14 protein-coding genes are annotated in these 16,480 nt (G+C 56.3%); 3 read left to right on the top strand and 11 right to left on the bottom strand.

Annotated features, from left to right (window positions below; genetic code table 11):
* Positions 1 to 78: 78 nt before the first annotated feature.
* From recC to rppH, 9 genes are all read right to left on the bottom strand, one after another.
* Entirely contained in the window at positions 79 to 3,453 is a 3,375-nt protein-coding gene (gene recC, locus PI91_RS04455) for an exodeoxyribonuclease V subunit gamma (protein ID WP_032664286.1), read from the bottom strand.
* A gap of 12 nt (positions 3,454 to 3,465) precedes the next feature.
* Complete coding sequence (locus PI91_RS04450) at positions 3,466 to 3,789, bottom strand: prepilin-type N-terminal cleavage/methylation domain-containing protein (protein ID WP_032653227.1); 324 nt, start codon at positions 3,787 to 3,789, stop codon at positions 3,466 to 3,468.
* Positions 3,774 to 4,175 carry a DUF2509 family protein gene (locus PI91_RS04445; protein ID WP_039265514.1) on the bottom strand — a complete coding sequence of 134 codons (402 nt, stop codon included), beginning with the start codon at positions 4,173 to 4,175 and terminating at the stop codon, positions 3,774 to 3,776. Before PI91_RS04445 ends, PI91_RS04450 begins: the two co-directional genes overlap by 16 nt.
* Complete coding sequence (locus tag PI91_RS04440) at positions 4,172 to 4,732, bottom strand: prepilin peptidase-dependent protein (protein ID WP_039265513.1); 561 nt, start codon at positions 4,730 to 4,732, stop codon at positions 4,172 to 4,174. Before PI91_RS04440 ends, PI91_RS04445 begins: the two co-directional genes overlap by 4 nt.
* On the bottom strand, positions 4,723 to 5,187 hold the full coding sequence (locus PI91_RS04435) for a prepilin peptidase-dependent protein (protein WP_025912413.1): 465 nt from the start codon (positions 5,185 to 5,187) through the stop codon (positions 4,723 to 4,725). The genes PI91_RS04440 and PI91_RS04435 overlap by 10 nt, the downstream gene beginning before the upstream one ends.
* 184 nt (positions 5,188 to 5,371) lie before the next feature.
* Positions 5,372 to 6,166 carry a thymidylate synthase gene (gene thyA / locus PI91_RS04430; protein ID WP_008499663.1) on the bottom strand — a complete coding sequence of 265 codons (795 nt, stop codon included), beginning with the start codon at positions 6,164 to 6,166 and terminating at the stop codon, positions 5,372 to 5,374.
* Between the two features lie 6 nt (positions 6,167 to 6,172).
* The gene (gene lgt, locus PI91_RS04425; RefSeq protein WP_008499664.1) at positions 6,173 to 7,048 is read right to left on the bottom strand and encodes a prolipoprotein diacylglyceryl transferase; all 876 of its coding nucleotides are present in this window, start codon (positions 7,046 to 7,048) and stop codon (positions 6,173 to 6,175) included.
* Between the two features lie 192 nt (positions 7,049 to 7,240).
* Positions 7,241 to 9,487, bottom strand: coding sequence for a phosphoenolpyruvate--protein phosphotransferase (gene ptsP / locus PI91_RS04420; protein ID WP_008499665.1), 2,247 nt, complete (start codon positions 9,485 to 9,487; stop codon positions 7,241 to 7,243).
* A gap of 12 nt (positions 9,488 to 9,499) precedes the next feature.
* Positions 9,500 to 10,030, bottom strand: coding sequence for an RNA pyrophosphohydrolase (gene rppH / locus PI91_RS04415; protein WP_013098553.1), 531 nt, complete (start codon positions 10,028 to 10,030; stop codon positions 9,500 to 9,502).
* 683 nt (positions 10,031 to 10,713) lie between these two features.
* On the opposite strand from rppH, the gene mutH reads away from it, so the two are divergent.
* From mutH to PI91_RS04400, 3 genes are all read left to right on the top strand, one after another.
* Positions 10,714 to 11,406: a DNA mismatch repair endonuclease MutH gene (gene mutH / locus PI91_RS04410; RefSeq protein WP_039265512.1), complete on the top strand. Its 693-nt coding sequence runs from the start codon at positions 10,714 to 10,716 to the stop codon at positions 11,404 to 11,406.
* A 128-nt stretch (positions 11,407 to 11,534) separates the two neighbouring features.
* Entirely contained in the window at positions 11,535 to 11,753 is a 219-nt protein-coding gene (locus PI91_RS04405) for a YgdI/YgdR family lipoprotein (RefSeq protein ID WP_008499668.1), read from the top strand.
* Between the two features lie 131 nt (positions 11,754 to 11,884).
* Entirely contained in the window at positions 11,885 to 12,925 is a 1,041-nt protein-coding gene (locus tag PI91_RS04400; protein WP_021242016.1) for an NADP(H)-dependent aldo-keto reductase, read from the top strand.
* 92 nt (positions 12,926 to 13,017) lie between these two features.
* Here PI91_RS04400 and lplT read toward each other — a convergent pair whose 3' ends face one another.
* Positions 13,018 to 14,211 carry a lysophospholipid transporter LplT gene (gene lplT, locus PI91_RS04395; RefSeq protein ID WP_039265511.1) on the bottom strand — a complete coding sequence of 398 codons (1,194 nt, stop codon included), beginning with the start codon at positions 14,209 to 14,211 and terminating at the stop codon, positions 13,018 to 13,020.
* Complete coding sequence (gene aas, locus PI91_RS04390) at positions 14,204 to 16,363, bottom strand: bifunctional acyl-ACP--phospholipid O-acyltransferase/long-chain-fatty-acid--ACP ligase (protein WP_039265510.1); 2,160 nt, start codon at positions 16,361 to 16,363, stop codon at positions 14,204 to 14,206. The genes lplT and aas overlap by 8 nt, the downstream gene beginning before the upstream one ends.
* Between the last annotated feature and the right edge of the window lie 117 nt (positions 16,364 to 16,480).

Raw genomic sequence — 16,480 nt, 5'->3', positions numbered from 1 at the left:
TTTCTTTGGGTACATCAGTCCGTGATAAGAAGTGCATCATAAATGAACACCTTTATCTGCGCAATTTTTATACAGCACTCAGGACTGATTAAATCTAAACAACGGCAACAGGTAGCGCTGCGCCTCTTCCGTGATCGCCTCAAAGTATTCTGGCTCGAGCGCTCGCCACAAACGCTGATACCAGACATCCTCACCTTCACCCCGCACCATCATGTTTCCTTCATAGGCCTGCATAAACTTACTGCGCGCTTTCTGGAGCGAAGCCTCATCCGTTAACATCGCATCATTCTGCGCGTCATAACAGGCTTTTATCCAGGCGCCGCCACTTTCCGGTAGTAACAGGAGCGGTTTGTTCATTCCCTGACGGTAGCCTTCAATGTACAAAGACAGATAACCTAACGCCTGCTCGGCTTCCATCGGCGGGAAGCGCCATTCGCCCTCTTTGCGCACGAAAATTCGGCTTTCGCCTTTATGCCCACCCGCACTGTAGACAAGATGTTCCAGCCAGAGTTGCAATCCTTGCGAAACGCTTAGCATTGAGGGCCGCCAGCGCAGCAGCCCATCCGGCTGTACCTGGGTTAACCAGCCCGTGAGCTGTACCCCGTTGCAGTTGAGATCAATTTCAATACTTTTCCCCGGCTGTCGGCACGCTCTTACGCGCTCTGCCAGAGCGGTCATCTCCTGGCACTGCGCCTCCCAGACGATCTCCCCGAACGCTCCGTAGGGCAACTGACCCGCAGCACGGTAGCGACGGTAAAGTTTGTCCGCATCTTCCTCTTCAACCAGCGCATTCAGCAGCTGCAGGTTTAACTGGTAGCGCTCCAGACCTTCCAGCGTAAACGGTTCTGCATCAGGAATTTCACTCTCTTCAGAGCGGAAGTTGACCTGCAGTCGCTGCTGGAAGAAGGCGCGCACCGGATGTGCCCAAAACCGCTGAAGCTGCTCGAAGGTCAGGGTGTCGATGGGGCGCGGGTCAAGTTCCTGAATGAAATCAGTATGCGCATTCCCCTCTTTTTTCGCCGCCGGTAACCACTCATGGGCATAGCTCTGGCGCTCGCCGGCAATATAGTTCACCGGGTCAAACGGCATGCGGCTGTGGAAACAGGTGATATGGGCTTTCACCCTCTGCTCGCTTTCATCACAGTTGCGCTCTTCATCTCCCGGCAGGTAGTGGCTCTGGCCGATATAGTCCACCAGCTCCTGCACCAGTACGGAGGGGAAACGCTCGCTGTTGTCCTGAATAGAACGGCCGATATAGCTGATATAGAGCTTGCTCTGCGCGGAAATGAGCGCTTCAAGGAAGAGGTAGCGGTCATCATCGCGGCGGCTACGATCGCCCCGTTTTGGGTTTGCGCTCATTAAGTCGAACCCCAGCGGCGGCAGCGCGCGCGGATACACACCGTCGTTCATGCCAAGCAGGCAGACCACCCTGAACGGGATAGAACGCATGGGCATCAGGGTGCAGATATTGACAGGCCCCGCCAGGAAACGCTGGCTGATTCGCTCCTGGTCAAGCCGCTGCGTCAGCTCATCACGCAACAGCGACAACGGGATGGCCTCGTGGTAGTGGGAATTCACGCCTTCGTCGATGATAGCCTGCCACTGGGTTTCAATGAGCGCCATCGCCGCTTCGGTGTCATTGTCCGGCAGGAAGAAATCATTGAGTAACGCCCTGCAGACCGGGAGCCATTCTTCAAGTGGACGCGGCTGCAACAGCGCATATCGCCAGCGGTTAAGCTGCATTAATAGCGATGCTAAATGCCCCACCAGTTCAGCAATTAACCCGCTGGACTCATCGTAAGGCAGCACCTCATTCCACTCGCCCTGGCTGCTTTCCATGGCGTAGCCCAACAGCATACGCGTCAGGCCAAATCGCCAGGTGTGCTGTCCGGTTGCGGGAAGCTCGAACTCCTGAACGTTATCGTCATCGATCCCCCAGCGCACGCCAGACTCATTCACCCACTGACGAAGGTAGCGCAGACCCTCTTCATTAATGTTGAAGCGTGCAGCCAGCACGGGAACATCCAGCAACGCCAGGACATCTTCGGAGATAAACCGGCTCTCCGGCAGTGAAAGCAGAGTGATAAACGCCTGCAATACCGGATGCGACTGACGGGCACGACGGTCAGATATCGCGTAAGGCAGGTACCGTTCCCCCGTCGCGCTGCCAAAGACGGCCTGAATAAAGGGACTGTAGGTGTCGATATCCGCCACCATCACCACGATATCGCGTGGCGTCAGATCGGGATCCTCCTGCAGCATCGCCAGCAGCTGGTCGTGAAGCACTTCGACCTCACGCTGCGGGCTGTGGCAAACGTGGATCGTGATACTGCGATCGTCAGGATCCAGTTTTCGCTTATTGTCGCTGCGTTCGAACTCGTTCGCCGTCACGCCCATGACGGCGCGGTTTTCCAGATCCAGAATATCTAACTGAATATTATGCAGCAGGCAGTCCGGGGCGATCTCAACAAAGGCATCCACGTCACCTTCACCTGAGGAAGTGATGTCTGAAAGCATGTGAATGTAGTCACGCCCCAGCTTCCCCCACGAGGCAAGCAGCGGATTGGGCAGGTTCTGGATACCGTCTTCATCGAAAAGCTGCCCGGCCGTCGAGCCGTCTTTAAACAGCGGGATGGATCGTTCTTCAAAAAGGCGCTTTCTTTGGCGAGTTACCAGCCGTGCAAGCCAGCGTTCGTCGAGAATATCCCCCCAATACTGTCGGCAAGGGTTGGTAAACAAAATATGAATATCAATATGTTTACCCAGCGCATTCAGCGCCTTCAGATAGACAGGGGGTAATGCGGATATTCCGCAGATAAAAACGCGTGACGGCAGTCGGGCCGGGCGTTCCGACGCATTTTCAAGTATCGAAATAAACCGATCGTAGAGATTGGCACGGTGCCACTTAGGCTGGCCCAGTCTCTCGGTATGCTCCACCAGCGCTTTCCACAGCGGGGCCTGCCATATTTGCGCCTCCGGCAGGCCTTCAACCAACTCGCCCGCTTCCCAACGAATTAACCAGTCGGAGCGGTAAACAAGGTATTGGTCGTAGAGATCGGCAGTGCGCGACGCCAGCTGGAACAGCTTGCGCTTGTCGGTATCGTCATTGAGGTAGTGGCGCAGCATGGCAAATTCATCGTGCTGCAGCATTTCCGGCAGCAGCGCCATCAGCTTCCAGCTCATGGCCTGCTTGTTGAAGGCGCTCTGCTCCGGGATATCCGGCAAAACGCGGACAAACATCTCCCAGATGAAGCTCGCAGGCAGCGGGAAATCAATATTCGCGGCAATACCAAACTTGCGGGAAAGCGACATTTGCAGCCACTGCGCCATACCGGTGCTCTGCACCAGCACCATTTCAGGCTCAAAAGGATCGTCAAGCCGCTCGCGCTCAACGATAAACTCCATCAGTGCTTCCAGCACATCCAGACGATTTGAGTGGTAGACCCTTAACATAGACGCTCCCGACTACTGGCTAACCGGGCAATGCAGACGCGTTAACTCGCCGCGCCGACCCAGAGGAGAAATAAGTGTAACCGTGATGCTGACACATCCTGCGAGCGTTGTCTGCCCCCGACTGGCCTGCCAGCCTGCCGGGAGAACATTTGTTGAGAGCTGAGACTGGTTCCAGGCATGGTGCCAGAGCTGGCGATACTGATTAAACACGTTGAACCGCGCCGCCAGCGCCCGGTGATACCCCGACAGTGCCGTCACGACCACCACCAACAGCATCATCGCCAGCAGGACCTCAACCATGCTAAACCCTTTTTCTCTGCTCACGGCAGCTGACATAACGCACTCTCCTTAAGGGGGCAAAAATCGCTCCAGCCGTGAGGCGAAAAGCGCACTATCCCGTCGACGATCTCTCCCCTGCGCCAGAGCAGCAGGTCGTTGCCGCCGGCTATCAGCAGTACCCGCGCCTCGCTCAGCTGACGCAAACACACCCGCCATGCCGATGTCGTTTTGCACTGGACTGGTGGCGCTGACGCCCAGCGCTGAACGCGCCCCCACTCAAGCGCGAACTGCACCGTCGCCTGCTGCTGAAGCGAGCGGCTCTCACCGCCGACGAGTGCACTGAACGTTGTGAGCTGCTGATTGAGGCCCGTCAGGATCAAAGTACCAAGCACCAGTAAAAGCAGAACCAGCGCCAGCGAAGATATGCCGCGTTGACGATTCACAGGTTGTACCCCGTGACCGTATACAACGCCTGCCAGGGTTCCCCTTTTTCATCTTTACGCCTCGCGGCCAGTTCGATATTCAGCTCTGGTGCAAAACCGGCATGTTCGACTCTCCTCACCACAAAGTGTGCTATCGCAAGCCTGTCCGGGTCCGTGAGCTTTTCCCACCCTTTTCCTTCACACGACGTCGCGCCACGCAGGGTTTCCAGCGCCCCCGATTCCAGACGAAAGCCGATGCTGTCATTTTCTGACGCGCTGCTATCCCAGTAGCCGTTACTGTTGGCATCCCACCGCGCAATGATGCAGCGCCCCTGCCTGCCGATCGTCAGCGCCTGTCCCTGGCAATTTCCCGCGCAGTACCCTGCACGCTGAAGCTGTTTGCCGAGGGCGAACAGGCGTTGCCAGACCTCTTCTTCCAGCTCTCGCTGGGCAGATTGCAGTAATACCGCCCGCTGTAATCCGGGTAAAAAGCGCGATGCGCTTATCAATAACAGGCTGCTGATGGCCGTAGCAATCAGCACTTCGGTAAGCGAAAAGCCGCCCTGTCTCATCGACATTGTCCTCCCTCGGAGACCTTACACATCCTGATGCGCCCTCCGTCTGAAACGATAATCAGCCAGTCTCCGGCACGACTTTGAACGCGTATCCGCCCTGCCCATGCCGTATCCCGTAATCCATAGAACCCCAGCGACGGCGTGACCTCGCCGATCGCGACCTCAGGCCAGAGGGGGAGCAGCACAAAGGGGCTGTCCTTCTCACAGCCCTGCACGGCAGAGCTCACCAGACAGTCCCTGTCGCCAACCCGCTGACGGGTGATTTGATGGTCGCGGTTGTGGCGGTTGGCATGGTTGCGCAGAAACAGCAGGTAATCTCGCACCTGACTGGCGGTTTGCCACAGCCGCTGATGCCGTTGCCAGCTGTCCCAGCCGTACAGACCTGAAGCGCTGAGGATAACGACAAGCGAAACAGCGACCAGCGTTTCGATAAGCGTAAAACCGTTCTCTTTTTTCATACCGGGAGTGTGGCGAAGCGCCGTGAACATGACGAGCATCGGATTATCGTTTTACGAGGCGTCATCCGCAGAATTGGGAGGGTTGCAGCGCGTTGCACGCTTTCTGGATAGCGCTTCGGGAAACGGGAGAAAGGTGAAAAAAAACCGGCGCTAAACAGCACCGGTTGTGTCAGGCTTTACCGCATCAGATAGCGACAGGCGCTTTGATGCCCGGATGGGGGTCGTAGCCCTCAATCTCGAAATCTTCAAAGCGGTAATCGAAGATTGATGCCGGTTTGCGTTTGATAATCAGCTTCGGCAGCGCACGCGGTTCGCGGGTTAGCTGGAGATGCGTCTGTTCCATATGGTTGCTGTAGAGATGGGTATCCCCACCGGTCCAGACGAAATCACCCACTTCCAGGTCGCACTGCTGCGCCATCATGTGAACTAACAGCGCATAGCTGGCAATGTTAAACGGCAGGCCGAGGAACACGTCACAGGAGCGCTGGTAGAGCTGGCAGGAGAGCTTGCCGTCAGCGACATAGAACTGGAAGAACGCGTGGCACGGCGCCAGCGCCATTTTATCCAGCTCGCCAACGTTCCAGGCGGAAACGATGATGCGGCGCGAGTCCGGATCGTTTTTCAGCTGGTTCATCACGGTGGTGATCTGGTCAATATGGCGGCCATCAGGCGTTGGCCATGCGCGCCACTGCTTGCCGTAAACGGGGCCCAGGTTGCCGTTCTCGTCTGCCCATTCGTCCCAGATGGAGACGTTATTTTCGTGCAGATACGCAACGTTAGTATCGCCTTGCAGGAACCAGAGCAGTTCATGAATGATCGAGCGCAGGTGGCAGCGCTTTGTCGTCACCAGCGGGAAGCCTTCTTGCAGGTTGAAGCGCATCTGGTGGCCAAAAATGGAGAGCGTACCGGTACCGGTGCGGTCATTTTTCGGCGTGCCCTCATCGAGCACTTTTTTCATCAATTCAAGATACTGTTTCATGGTTCCTCAGGAAAGTTGTTGCTGTGGACGACGACGATACGCCCAAATCATCATAATGGCACCCGCGACGATCATCGGAATGGAGAGGATCTGCCCCATGCTGATGTACTGTACCCACTCGCCGGTAAACTGGGCGTCAGGCTGGCGGAAGAATTCGACGATGATGCGGAACGCGCCATAGCCAATCAGGAACAGCCCGGAAACAGCCCCCATCGGACGTGGCTTGCGGATAAACAGGTTGAGGATGATAAACAGCACCACGCCTTCCAGCGCCAGCTCGTACAGCTGGGACATATGGCGCGGCAGCACGCCGTAGGTATCGAAAATGGACTGCCACTCAGGGTGCGACGGCAGCAGCGCCATGTCTTCCGCGCGCGAGCCCGGGAACAGCATGGTAAAGGAAACGCTCGGGTCGACACGCCCCCACAGCTCACCGTTGATGAAGTTGCCCAGACGGCCTGCCCCGAGACCAAACGGGATCAGCGGTGCGATAAAATCTGACACCTGGAAGAAGTTGCGTTTGGTGCGTTTGGCAAAAATCACCATCACCAGGATCACCCCAATCAGGCCGCCGTGGAAGGACATGCCGCCGTCCCAGACGCGGAACAGATAGAGAGGGTCATTCAGGAATACCGGGAAGTTATAGAACAGCACATACCCAATACGGCCACCCAGGAACACGCCGAGGAAGCCCGCATAGAGCAGGTTTTCAACTTCGTTTTTAGTCCAGCCGCTGCCAGGACGGCTGGCGCGACGGCCCGCGAGCCACATGGCAAAAATGAAGCCCACCAGGTACATCAGACCGTACCAGTGAAGCGAAACAGGTCCTACTGAGAAAATGACCGGATCAAATTCCGGAAAATGCAGATAACCACTGTTCATCTGTCACCACAAGATGTTGTTATTCCGCTGAAAGTGGACAGCGGTAGAAATGCGATTCTGCCGTAAGCAGAGGCTCCAAAGTTGCGAATCATAGCACAAGGCGGGCGCGGAGGATGCGCCCGAGATGTAAAAGATGTGTATAGGGTTTTATGCGCGCTGGTGCCCTCTCCCACAGGGAGAGGGAGAAAGGCTTTAGCGGCCGCCGCGGATCAGACCGCCCATACCGCGTCGTTCCATAAACGCCGCGACCTGGTGGCGAACCTCAGCAGCCAGCTGCGCCTCAAGGCTACGTTCTGCCAGTTCGCGGGCATCATTGATGTCAATATGCCGCAACAGATACTTCACGCGGGCAACAGCGCGACCGTTCATCGACAGATGGCGGTACCCCAGACCAATCAGGATCGCAACGCACATGGAGTCCCCGGCCATTTCACCGCACAGGCGTAAATCAATGCCGTACTGCTCCGCTTCACGGGCAATCATCGCTAAGGCGCGAATGATCGCCGGATGCAGGCTATCGTAGATACTGGCGACGCGGGTGTTGTTACGGTCGACGGCCAGAATATATTGCGTCAGGTCGTTCGTGCCGACAGAGATAAAATCAACCCGGTTCGCCAGCTGCGGCAGCATAAAGACCATAGACGGCACTTCAAGCATGACGCCGATCCGCGGTTTCGGAATCGCATAACCGATCATCTCTTCCACTTCACGGCCTGCACGTTCGATCAACCGACGCGCTTCGTCGATCTCATCGATGCTGGTGACCATCGGCAGTAAAATGCTGAGATTGCCCGTCGCCGCGTTGGCGCGGAGCATGGCACGCACCTGGATCAGGAAGATCTCAGGCTGGTCGAGCGTAATGCGGATCCCACGCCAGCCCAGGCACGGGTTTTCTTCGCTGATCGGCATATAGGGCAGCTGTTTATCCGCCCCGACGTCCAGGGTTCGCAGGGTGACAGGTTTGTCGTTAAACATCTGCAGCATGCCCTGATACTGCGCCACCTGCTCCTCTTCAGAGGGGAAACCGCTTTGCAGCATGAAAGGGATTTCAGTGCGGTACAGGCCAATGCCGTCGATGCGGCTGCCCAGCTTCTCTTCATGCTCAGGGCTTAAACCGGCGTTGAGCATGACTTTGATCCGCTCACCGCTCTTAAGCTGGGCGGGCAGGTTAACGTCATCTTCCGCCAGCTTGCTTAATTCATTCTCTTCGCTGATAAGACGCTGGTATTCCTGGAGCAGAACCGGCTCAGGATCGACCAGCAGCTCACCGCGATAGCCGTCGACCACCAGCGTACGGCGATGAAGCACCGACGGCTGAATGTCCGCCCCCATAACGGTAGGGATACCCAGCGCGCGCACCATAATGGCGGCGTGCGAGTTGGCGGCACCATCGCGCACCACCACACCAGCCAGCCTGTCCTGCGGCAGTTCAGCCAGCGTCGTTGCTGAGAGTTCATCGGCGACCAGAACAAACCGTTTTGGCCAGGCGTTAGGCCCCTGAATGGTGTCATCAAGATGGAACAGCAGGCGCTGCCCCAGGGCGCGCAGATCGCCTGCGCGCTCTTTCAGGTAACCGTCGGTCAGTGCCGCAAATTGATCGGCAAATTTTTCGATGACCTTCTTAACCGCCCACTCCGCGACCGAGCCTTTATCCACTTCCGCAAAAAGCTCACGGCGCAGGCGCGCATCGGAAAGCAGGTGCGAATAGAGGTCAAAGATGGCCGCCGTCTCTTTTTGCGCGCCTGCGGCAAAGCGCTTGCTGTAGCGACGAAATTCATTCGCGGCCTCTTCCAGCGCGGCGGTAAGACGCTCGCGCTCCAGCGCTTCATCAAGCGTTGAGGCTTCGTAAACCTGCTCCATGAGCGGCAGCGTGGCATCCATCCAGCCTTCAGCAATCGCCACGCCTGGCGAGGCCGGAAGGGCACGAATGCGCGTATGGCGATACTGGCCAAAGAGCGCGGCAAGCTGAGACTGGGAGAGGATCGCCGCCATCTGCGTGGCCAGCGTGACGAGGAATGACTCCTCGCTTTCGTCGTACTGACGTAGCTCACGCTGCTGGACAACCAGCACGCCGAGCAGCTGGCGACGCTGGATAATCGGCACGCCAAGGAAAGCGCGGAAGCGCTCTTCTTTTACGGAAGGAATGTATTTAAAGCTGGGGTGTTTTTGCGCGTCAGCAAGGTTAATGGGTTCAGCCAGTCGCCCAACCAGACCCACGATACCCTCATCAAATGCGAGCGTTACGGTGCGTCCACGCGGTTTTTTCAAACCACGGGTCGCCATCAGGTAATAGCAGCGCCGATCGTGGTCGGCCAGATACACCGAACAGACCTCGGTCTCCATCGCAAGACAGATGTCGGTGACCAGAATATTCAGCGCCTCGTTCAGACGCGGCGCGCTGGCCACCTTCTCGACTATTTCTCGCAAGCGGGTGAGCATGATTTGCGTAGCTTAACCTCTTTTACGTCGCCAGGCAGGTGCGCTCTGCGGCTTAGGCGGGATCTCCTGAAGCTGCATCACCACACTTGCAAACTCTTTCATCACCCTACGGTAAACATCGCGCTTAAATGACACGACCTGACGAACAGGATACCAATAGCTCACCCAGCGCCAGCCATCGAACTCCGGCGTACTGCTGGTTTGCATATTGATGTCTGAATCGTTGCCCACCAACTGCAACAGAAACCACTTCTGTTTCTGGCCGATACAAACCGGCTTTGTGTCCCAACGCACCAAACGTTTCGGTAACTTGTAACGCAACCAGTTGCGGGTCGAAGCCAGGATGCGAACATCTTTTCGGCTCAAACCGACCTCTTCAAAAAGCTCCCGGTACATCGCTTGTTCTGGGGACTCTCCAGGATTGATCCCGCCTTGCGGGAACTGCCAGGAGTGCTGACCATATCGACGGGCCCACATCACCTGGCCCTGACGATTACAAATTACTATTCCTACGTTTGGGCGGTAGCCATCGTCATCAATCACCGGACTACCCCAAACTAAACCTTATATATGAATGATTGTTTCACACTACAGGGAGGCGGTAAACCACTCTCTTACAGGCCTGCAACCTAATAACAATTGAATAACTCACAAATATGTGCGGAGTTATAAACAGAAGTGAGACAGCAAAGGGAATTTTATTCACCTTTTCTGTGGATATAGTTGTGAAGAAGTGTCTGATTACCGATGAACAACCTCAAGCGCCGCGAAAGACCCTTTTATACCCCACCGCATTAATATGATTATTTTCATAGTGTTATACGTATTTACATAAACAAAAAACTGATTAGCGTGACGATCGTCACATCAGGGATCGTCGCACTGATGAAAGATCGAACAGCGTCGGTTTTATCCACAGATTGTGCCAATAACTTAGTCACAATTTGTTTGAAAATTCGATTTTCATCGCACGTCAAGGCTGTAAATGGAAACAGTAGTCAGGGTTATGCCCAGTTATCCCATTTTTCTGTGGATAACATGGTGTAAGATCCTGTTCATTGTCAGTGACCAGATTTGAACAACCGGTTTTCTCACCCAGGCGGAACGATTTCAGACCAATAAAAAATCCTATAAATCATAGAGATGTCATATTGGTACAGAAATAGTTAAACTCTATCCACAGGGGACAATTTCTTCGTTTATTTTTTAATCAAAAGGTTACCGTCATGCACCCGCTTACACCCTTGCTCTCACCACCGTCCAGCGAGAGCCAGTTGCTACTGCAGGCACAGCGTCTGGCTGGCTTTTCGCTTGGCGAGCTGGCGGCAATGGCCGGGCTTCCGATCCCAAAGGATCTGAAGCGGGATAAAGGCTGGATCGGTATGCTGCTGGAGCTGTGGCTGGGTGCCAGCGCAGGGAGCAAACCCGAGCAGGATTTTGCAGCCCTTGGCGTGGAGTTAAAAACCATCCCAGTAGACCGCCAGGGCAAGCCGCTTGAGACCACCTTCGTCTGCGTTGCGCCATTAACCGGCAATACCGGCGTAACCTGGGAAACCAGCCACGTTCGCCACAAGCTGAAGCGCGTATTGTGGGTACCGGTTGAGGGTGAGCGTCAGATCCCCCTGGCTGACCGTTGCGTCGGCGCGCCGCTGCTCTGGAGCCCTGACGAGGATGAGGAGCATCAGCTGCGTCTGGACTGGGAGGAGCTGATGGACATGATTGTGCTTGGGCAGGTAGAGCGTATCACCGCCCGACACGGAGAAGTATTACAGCTGCGTCCGAAAGCGGCCAACAGTAAAGCACTTACCGAGGCAATCGGCGCGCAGGGCGAGCCTATCCTGACGTTGCCGCGCGGTTTTTATCTCAAAAAGAATTTCACCGGTGCACTACTCGCACGTCATTTCCTGTTGAAAACATAGTTTTTTACTTATTTTGAGAGCTCTCGAACATAATCGACTGCTTTTTAAGATTTTACCGCTTCCTCAAGTCGCCATATCGGGTTAATACTAGATTATGATTTGATACAAGCCAGATGAGGACGATAACGATGAAAAAATGGGCAGTGTTAGTGTCAGCAGTCGGTTTAGCGTTTGCTGTATCGGGCTGTAGCAGCGATTACGTCATGGCGACAAAAGATGGTCGAATGATCCTGACCGACGGCAAACCCGAAGTCGACGATGATACCGGTCTGGTCAGCTACCGCGACCAGGAAGGCAATAAAATGCAGATCAATCGCGACGAAGTCTCGCAAATTATCGAGCGATAAACAGAGAGAGGTCAGTCGCTTGCTGGCCTTTTTGATTTTTTTCTTCCCCTTTTGCTTCCCCTCTGCCATGTTTATATTCCTTTGTCGGGCACGGCCTGACGCGGTCTATAAGTCTATTGAGGAAGCCGGCTATGCATTATCACCGTATCCCCCACAGCGCTCTGGAAATTAGCCAACTGGGGTTGGGCACGATGACATTTGGTGAACAAAACAGCGAAGCCGATGCCCATGCACAACTCGATTACGCCGTCAGCCAGGGCATTAACCTGATTGATGTCGCAGAGATGTACCCTGTACCGCCACGTCCTGAGACGCAGGGACTTACCGAAACCTACGTCGGTAACTGGCTGGCAAAACGCGGCAACCGTGAAAAGCTGGTAATTGCCTCCAAAGTCAGTGGCCCCGCGCGCAACAACGATACCGGGATCCGCCCGAACCAGATCCTCGATCGCAAAAATATCCGCGCCGCACTGGATGCCAGCCTCAAGCGTCTGCAAACCGACTATCTCGACCTCTACCAGGTGCACTGGCCGCAGCGGCCAACCAACTGCTTTGGTAAGCTCGGCTACAGCTGGAATGAGAGCGCCCCTACCGTGACGCTACTGGAAACGCTGGAAGCGCTGACCGAATGCCAGCGTGCGGGAAAAATCCGCTACATTGGCGTGTCTAACGAAACGGCCTTTGGGGTCATGCGCTATCTGCACCTGGCGGATAAGCACGATCTGCCGCGTATCGTGACAATCCAGAACCCGTACAGCCTGCTTAACCGCAGCTATGAAGTGGGTCTGGCCGAAGTGACGCAGTATGAAGAGGTGGAGCTGCTCGCCTACTCCTGTCTCGGCTTCGGCACGCTGACGGGGAAATACCTGAACGGTGCGAAACCGGCCGGTGCGCGTAATACCCTCTTTAGCCGCTTTACCCGCTACAGCGGCGAGCAGACGCAGAAAGCCGTTGCCGCCTATGTGGATATCGCGAAGCGTCACGGTCTTGACCCTGCGCAGATGGCGCTGGCCTTCGTGCGTCGTCAGCCGTTTGTTGCCAGTACCCTGCTGGGCGCAACCACGATGGAACAGCTGAAAACCAATATTGAGAGTTTCCATCTGAACCTGAGTGAAGAGGTGTTAGCGGAGATTGAAGCGGTGCATCAGGTTTATACTTATCCAGCACCGTAGCCTGATACTTTTGCCCGGTGGCGCTACGCTTACCGGGCCTGCAGGTGCTCAAACCCAGGCCGGGTAAGGCGAAGCCGCCACCCGGCTATATATCAGCGCCGACGCTGCCAGATCCACAAGCCCGCAATCGCCAGCGCGAACAGTGCGCCAAACCCGACGCCAATCCCCACCACCGGCACACCCACTTTCACCGCCAGCGAGTAGAGTCCCAGCATTAACAGCATCGCCAGGTTTTCACCCAGATTTTGTACCGCGATGGCATTCCCCGCCCCGACGGTCTGCTTGCCCCGTTCCTGCAGTAACGCGTTCAGCGGCACCACGAAGAAGCCCCCCAGAATACCAATCAGGATCAGGAGGGCATAAGCAGGCAATAACGCATGCTGCAGCGAGAAGATAAGCACCACCACGCCAATCAGGATCCCTGCGGGCATGCAGCGTGCAACCGTCTCAAGCGTCACCAGCTTCGCCGCCGCGCCTGCCCCCACAACAATGCCGATGGCCACCATCGCATTAAGATAGGTCGGCGTCGCGTTGTCCGTAATGCCCAGCGCCACCGGCACCCACAGGACCAGCAGGAAGCGCAGCGTAACGCCCGCGCCCCAGAACATACTGGTCCCCATCAGGGAGAAACGCGTTTCACCGTTACGCCACAGCACGCGGCAGGCAGTAAAGAAGCTGCCGGTCATTGGTTTAACGCGCCAGGACTGGCCCGGGCGAGCCACCGGCAGCTTCGGAATAAACAGGTTCGCCACGACCGCCCCGCCATACACCACCGCACACACGCCCAGTGCCGCCAGCACATGCCAGTCGGCCAGCACGCCGCCCGCGACGGATCCGAGCAGAATAGCGGCAATGGTTGACGATTCCATCAGGCCGTTGGCTTTCACCAGCTTATCCCCCGTGGTCAGCTCTCCGAGGATGCCGTACTTCGCCGGCGAGTAGGCGGCGGCCCCAATGCCCACCAGCGTATAGCCAATAAACGGATTGAAGCCAAAGCAAATGCTGGCCGCCCCCAGCAGCTTGAGGCCGTTGGCAAACATCATCACCCGGCCTTTCGGGAAGCTGTCCGCCACCTGTCCCACAAATGGAGCAAAAATAATGTAAGCGCCCACAAACACCATCTGCAGGATCGGCTGACTCCAGTCGGGGTAAAACTCGGCTTTCAGCAGCGCCAGCGTGGCAAACAGCAGCGCGTTATCACCGAACGCAGAGAGAAACTGCGCGGCGATGACGGCCATCATACCTTTCGACCTGAGGGATGTGTTAGTGTGTACTGACTCACGCATTTTGCTGTTCCGCCTCTTCAACCATGCCTTTCAGGGTCACGAAATCGGGCTTCCCGCTGCCCAGCACCGGGAGCTGTTTCAGGTAGCGAATATCGCGCGGCACGGCCAGTTCAGGAATACCGTGTTCGCGTGCATAGCTCAGTAATCTGTCGCGCTTAAGCTCACTGTCGGTCGTAAACAGTACCAGCGCCTCACCTTTGCTGGCATCGCTCTTCACGACGGTAGCGTGCATCTTCTCGGCAGACACGGCCGTCGCCAGTTGCTCAACCATTTCCAGAGAGACCATTTCACCGGCAATTTTGGCGAAGCGTTTTGCGCGTCCCTGGATCTGTACAAAGCCTTGTTCATCAAAGCGGACGATATCGCCGGTGTCGTACCAGCCGGTTTCAACCTCGCCGTTGACGTTCTCCGCCGTCGGCGCTTCCAGCACGCCCGGATTTTCCACGCGCAGATACCCGTTCATCACGTTTGGCCCTTTCAGCTGCAGGCGGCCACCGTCCTCTATGCCCGGCACCGCCAGCAGACGCGCGTCCATCCCCGGCAGAATGCGGCCAACCGTTCCCGGTTTCGCCGCCATCGGCACGTTAATCGAGACCACGGGCGCACACTCGGTCACGCCATAGCCTTCGAGAATGCGCAGACCAAACTTGTCCTGCCAGATCTGACGCGTGCTCTCCTGCAGTTTTTCTGCGCCAGCCACCACGTACCGCACGCGATAGAAGTCATACGGATTGGCGAAACGCGCATAGTTCCCCAGGAAGGTAGAGGTTCCGAACAGCACGGTACAGTTACGGTCATACACCAGCTCCGGCACGATGCGGTAATGCAGCGGGCTTGGGTAAAGGAATACTTCAGCGCCGGTCAGCAGCGGCGTAAACAGCCCCACCGTCAGGCCAAAGGAGTGGAACAGCGGCAGCGCCGACATAAAGCGGTCGTTCGCGGTAAAGTCGGCGATGCTTTTAATTTGCTCGACGTTCGCCAGAATGCTCTTGTGGCTGTGGACGACGCCTTTCGGGTTGCCCTCCGATCCCGACGTGAAGAGGATAATCGCGTCATCTTCCGGCTGCTGTTTGACCTGGGCCAGACGTGGCATCAGCAGATGCGCAAAAATCCACAGCTTGTCGCCGGTGGTCACGTCCGCTTTCAGATCTTCCAGGAAGACCCAGCGCACCTGAGTGAGCTGCTCGGGAAGATGCCAGAGCTTGCCTTTGTCCAGGAACTGGCGGGAGGTGAATACAGTATTGATTTGCGCAGCGGTTATCGCGCTGGTCAGCCCCTTCACGCCCGCCGTGTAGTTCATCATCGCCGGAATACGGCCTCGGGAAACCGCACCGAAAATCACCGCCGCGCTGATGCCCGCGTTAGGCAGCATCAGGCCTATCTTTTCGCCCTTTTTGCTGTACTTCTCCAGAATACGGCCCACAAACAGGGTTTTGGTCAGCAGCTTGCGATAGGTATCCGGAGTAAAGTTGATGTCTTCGATGCAGTTTTTCTTCGCGCCATAGCGGTACTGCGCGGAAAGCAGGGATTCGTAGAGCGTTTCGCGCGGGCGCACGGCCATACGCGCTTCCATCATGATCTGATGCAGCATTTCCCCGGCGATTTTACGGCGATCGCGGGCACGCGGCGCGTCGGGCATCGGTAATGACGTTGGCGGCAGGATATGCAGCGTGATTTTGGGGAACAGACGCTGCTTCACCAGCCTCTTCAGACGGCTGAAATGGGTCAGCTCCGCGCCTTCAATACGCAGCGGCACCACGGTCGCTTTTGACTTCGCCGCAACAAACCCCGCGCCGTCGTAGATTTTCATCAGCGAACCGGTCACGGAGATCCGTCCTTCAGGGAAAATGACCACCGGGCGCCCCTGCTCGACCAGACGAACCAGATGCTTAATCATCATCGGCTTTGTCGGGTCGAGCGGCACAAAATCAATCAGCGGCGAGAGCCAGCGCATGTACCACTGCTGGCTGATGGAGGTATACACCGCAAACACCGGACGCACGGGCAAAAACAGCGCCAGCAGGATGCCGTCTATAAAGGAAACATGGTTTGGTGTGATCAAAACGCGTTCGCCGCTAAGCGCCCGGGTGTCGCCAGTGATGCGGATGCGAAAAAGAATACGGAAAAGCGTACGGAAGAACCCAAATAGCATCTCAACTCCCTTTGCCAGCCAGTGTGGAGGGTTATTAGTAAATGGTGGCAGATTACACGAGAAGTGATAAGGGAGCGACAGCAAAAGTGGAGGCGAAAAAAAACCTGCGCATCCGCG

The sequence above is a fragment of the Enterobacter sp. FB genome (assembly GCF_000805795.1).
In the GTDB taxonomy this organism is placed as follows: Bacteria; Pseudomonadota; Gammaproteobacteria; order Enterobacterales; family Enterobacteriaceae; genus Enterobacter; species Enterobacter roggenkampii.
The sequence above is the reverse complement of the archived record's forward strand: the minus strand, read 5'-3'. Positions and strand labels throughout refer to the sequence as shown.

What these genes read in the sequence shown, in the direction of transcription:
- recC (WP_032664286.1), bottom strand. Translation starts at nt 3,453, where the DNA reads ATGTTAAGGGTCTACCACTCAAATCGTCTGGATGTGCTGGAAGCACTG.
- PI91_RS04450 (WP_032653227.1), bottom strand. Translation starts at nt 3,789, where the DNA reads ATGTCAGCTGCCGTGAGCAGAGAAAAAGGGTTTAGCATGGTTGAGGTC.
- PI91_RS04440 (WP_039265513.1), bottom strand. Translation starts at nt 4,732, where the DNA reads ATGTCGATGAGACAGGGCGGCTTTTCGCTTACCGAAGTGCTGATTGCT.
- PI91_RS04435 (WP_025912413.1), bottom strand. Translation starts at nt 5,187, where the DNA reads ATGAAAAAAGAGAACGGTTTTACGCTTATCGAAACGCTGGTCGCTGTT.
- thyA (WP_008499663.1), bottom strand. Translation starts at nt 6,166, where the DNA reads ATGAAACAGTATCTTGAATTGATGAAAAAAGTGCTCGATGAGGGCACG.
- lgt (WP_008499664.1), bottom strand. Translation starts at nt 7,048, where the DNA reads ATGAACAGTGGTTATCTGCATTTTCCGGAATTTGATCCGGTCATTTTC.
- ptsP (WP_008499665.1), bottom strand. Translation starts at nt 9,487, where the DNA reads ATGCTCACCCGCTTGCGAGAAATAGTCGAGAAGGTGGCCAGCGCGCCG.
- mutH (WP_039265512.1), top strand. Translation starts at nt 10,714, where the DNA reads ATGCACCCGCTTACACCCTTGCTCTCACCACCGTCCAGCGAGAGCCAG.
- PI91_RS04405 (WP_008499668.1), top strand. Translation starts at nt 11,535, where the DNA reads ATGAAAAAATGGGCAGTGTTAGTGTCAGCAGTCGGTTTAGCGTTTGCT.
- PI91_RS04400 (WP_021242016.1), top strand. Translation starts at nt 11,885, where the DNA reads ATGCATTATCACCGTATCCCCCACAGCGCTCTGGAAATTAGCCAACTG.
- lplT (WP_039265511.1), bottom strand. Translation starts at nt 14,211, where the DNA reads ATGCGTGAGTCAGTACACACTAACACATCCCTCAGGTCGAAAGGTATG.
- aas (WP_039265510.1), bottom strand. Translation starts at nt 16,363, where the DNA reads ATGCTATTTGGGTTCTTCCGTACGCTTTTCCGTATTCTTTTTCGCATC.